Below are 3882 nucleotides of genomic sequence, written 5' to 3' on the forward strand. Positions count from 1 at the left end.
GTTGCGTGAGCTGGCTGATTCGTGTGGGGAGTCGCCGCGTGCGCGGATGATTCCGGTGGACTACGCCTCGCACAGTGCGCACGTGGACGAGCTGAGGGAGGAGATCCTCGCCGTCCTGGAGGGCATCGCGCCTGCTGAGGCGCGTATCCCGATGGTGTCGGCCTTGACGGGCGAGTGGCTGGCGGGTCCGGAGTTGGATCCGGCGTACTGGTACGCGTCGCTCCGGGAGACCGTCGAGTTCGAACGGGCGATCCGGCTGCTCGGTGAGGCGGGCCATGGGGTGTTCGTGGAGGTGTCCCCGCATCCGGTGCTGGTGCCGGCGATCGGGGACGCCCTGGAGGAGCGGTCCCCGGTGGTGGTGGGTACGTTGCGGCGGGACGACGGTGGCGCCGAACGCCTGATGGCCTCGTTCGCCGAGGCGTACGTGCGGGGCCTTCCGGTCGACTGGACCGCGCTTCTGGGCGGTGGTACGGCGGTGGACCTGCCCACCTACGCCTTCCAGCGGCGGCCCTACTGGCTCGGTGCGGTGGCCTCGGTTCAGGCCGACGGTCCGAACGTCTCGACGGACGACTGGCGTTACCGGATCGTCTGGCAGGCGGCCGACGGGGACCGGGCCACCACTCCTACGGGTACCTGGCTCCTGGTCGGTGACGGCCCCGAGCAGGAAGCGGTCGCGAACGCGTTGACCGACCACGGTGCCACCGTGGTCGCGGTCTCCGGACCGCAAGACATCGATGCGGCGCTCCACCAGGGAATGGCCGGCGTGGTGTCGCTGCTGGCCCTGGACGAGATGCCGCTGGTCGGACATCCGTCGGTTCCGGGCGGACTGGCCGGGACGGTCGACCTGGTCCGCGTGCTGGTCGAGACCGGGATCAAGGCGCCGCTGTGGGTGTTGACGCGTGGTGCGGTGGCGGTCGGCGCGGGCGAGGTGACGACAAGTCCGGTACAGGCCCAGGTGTGGGGTCTGGGCCGCGCCGTGGGCCTGGAGCACGCGGACCGGTGGGGTGGGCTGGTCGATCTGCCGCCGGTGGTGGATGCCGAGGCTGCCGCGCGGCTGGTCGGTGTGTTCGCCGGTGGCCGGGAGGATCAGGTCGCGGTGCGGTCCTCGGGTGTGTTCCTGCGTCGGTTGGTGCGGGCCGAGACGCGTCGGGTCGAGTCGGCGGGCTGGTCGCCGCGTGGCACGGTCCTCCTGACGGGTGGCACGGGGTCGATCGGTGTCTGCATCGGTCCGTGGCTGGCCGAGCACGGTGCCCCGAGGGTGGTGCTGACCTCGCGGTCCGGTCCGTCCGCGTACGGAGTGGCCGAGCTTGCCGCCGCAGTGGCGGACGCGGGTTCCGCCGTCGAGGTCGTCAGCTGCGACCTGACGGAGCGCGCACAGACCACGGCCATGATCGAGCGGATCGAGAACACCGGTCCAGGACTCTCGACCGTCCTTCACTCGGCCAACGCGCCGTACCTGGCCCGGGTGGAGGACACCGGCCGTGACGGTCTGGCCGAGGCGCTCGGCGCGAAGGCGGTCGGAGCCGTACATCTGGACGAGGCGACGACCGGCCTGCCCATCGACGAGTTCGTACTCTTCTCGTCCATCTCGGCGACCTGGGGCAGCAACGACCACGGCGCCTACGCGGCCGGCAACGCGTTCCTCGACGCGCTGGCGGAAGACCGTCGTACCCGGGGCCTGCCGGGCACGTCGATCGCCTGGGGTGTGTGGAACACCCGTGACTGGGATGCCGTGGACGCGGTGATGGACCAGGCGCCGGGTCGGGTGACCCCGCACCGTCTGCTGCGGCAGGGGATGAACTTCCTCGACACCGACCGGGCGTTGACGGCGCTCGGGGAGGTGCTGGCGGACGACGAGACGTTCATCGCCCTGGCGAACGTCGAGTGGGAGAAGTTCGCGCCGGTGTTCCGCGCCGCGCGTCCGCGCCCGCTGCTGGACACCATCCCCGAGGCCCAGGACGAGACGGCCGCCGGCACCGCTGCGGACGAGCGCGGAGAGCTCGCGTCGCGGCTGGCGAACGCACCGGCCGCCGAGCGGCGACGCATGGTGGTGGACCTGGTGCGTTCGCACGCGGCCGCGGTGCTGGGGCACGATTCGGCGGACGAGATCGTGGCGAGCCGGGCCTTCCGCGAGCTGGGTTTCGACTCGCTCACCGCCGTCGAGCTCCGTAACCGACTGAACATTGCGTGCGGCATGCGCCTGCCGTCCACCGTCGTCTTCGACCACCCCAGCGCGTCCGCGCTGGCTGACGAGATATTGACAACTCTGCTCGGGTCGGAAGGGCCGGGCCAGGTGGTCGCGGTAGCGGCTGCGCCTTCGGAACCGATCGCTATCGTCGGCATGGCCTGTCGGTACCCGGGCGGTGTGCGCTCCCCCGAGGAACTGTGGGACCTGGTGGTCGCGGGCGGGGACGCGATCAGCGGCTTCCCGGCCGACCGCGGGTGGGACGCCGACGCGCTCTTCAACGCCGACGCGGACGCCGAAGGTTCCACCTACGTTGTGGAAGGCGGATTCCTCAGCGGTGCGGGCGAGTTCGACGCGGGGTTCTTCGGAATCAGTCCGCGTGAGGCGCTGGCGATGGATCCGCAGCAGCGGCTGCTGCTGGAGACCTCCTGGGAGGCGATCGAGCGTGCGGGGATCGACCCGCAGTCGCTCCACGGCTCCCCGACCGGCGTGTTCATCGGCGCGGCCCCGTCCGGCTACTTCGGAGCAGTCGGGGACGAGGCCGGAGTGCAGGCACACCTGATCACCGGGAACGCACTCAGCGTGCTGTCGGGCCGGATCTCCTACTCCTTGGGCCTGGTGGGTCCGGCGATGACGGTGGACACGGCGTGTTCGTCGTCGTTGGTGGCGATGCACCAGGCGGTGCAGGCGTTGCGGTCGGGCGAGTGCACGGTGGCGTTGGCCGGTGGTGTGACGGTGATGGCCGACCCCGGCGAGTTCGTCGGCTTCTCCCGGCTGCGGGCCCTCTCGTCCGACGGCCGGTGCAAGGCCTTCGGCGAAGGCGCGGACGGCATGGGCATCGGCGAAGGCGTCGGCATGCTGCTGTTGGAGCGTCTGTCGGACGCGCACGCCAAGGGCCACAAGGTGCTGGGCGTGCTGCGGGGAAGCGCCGTCAACCAGGACGGTGCCTCCAACGGCCTTTCCGCTCCCAACGGTCCGTCGCAGCAGCGCGTGATCCTTTCCGCACTGGCGAATGCGCAGGTGTCGGCGGCGGATGTGGATGTGGTGGAGGCGCATGGTACGGGTACGGAGTTGGGTGACCCGATCGAGGCGGGTGCGTTGTTGGCGACCTATGGCCAGGGGCGTTCGGGTGAGCGGCCGTTGTGGTTGGGATCGGTGAAGTCGAACATCGGTCATGCGCAGCAGGCTGCGGGCGTGGCCGGTGTGATCAAGATGGTGTTGGCGTTGCGGCACGGTGTGTTGCCGAAGACGTTGCATGCCGAGGAGCCGTCTTCGCACGTGGAGTGGGAGTCGGGGAACGTGCGGCTGTTGCAGGAGGCGGTGGCGTGGCCGGCGGGTGAGCGTCCGCGTCGGGCGGGTGTCTCGGCGTTCGGGATCAGTGGCACGAATGTCCACGTGATCGTGGAGGAGGCTCCGGCGATTGCCGATGCGGTGGTCGAGCCGACGGGCCCGGAGATTCTGGATACCGCGGAGGCCCCGGTTCTCGCCGGGGCGGGCACGGTCTGGCCGGTGTCGGGTCGGAGTGCTGCGGCGTTGGCGGGTCAGGCGGGTCGGTTGCGTGAGTTCGTGGTGGCGCGGCCGGAGTTGTCGGTGGGTGATGTGGGCTGGTCGTTGGCGGTGACGCGGTCGGTGTTCGAGCACCGGGCTGTGGTGCTCGGTAGTGAGCCGGGTGGGCTTGCGGCGGGTCTGGCGGCGGT

The 3882-nt window shown here is 70.7% G+C and carries 1 protein-coding gene; it reads left to right on the forward strand.

All coding sequences use genetic code 11. The annotated features are described in order from the left end of the window. The coding region (locus ACWCSV_RS34430) for an SDR family oxidoreductase (protein WP_451149179.1) at positions 1–3882 on the forward strand (3882 nt) is incomplete at both ends.

It is taken from the genome of Streptomyces sp. NPDC001770 (genome assembly GCF_053596135.1).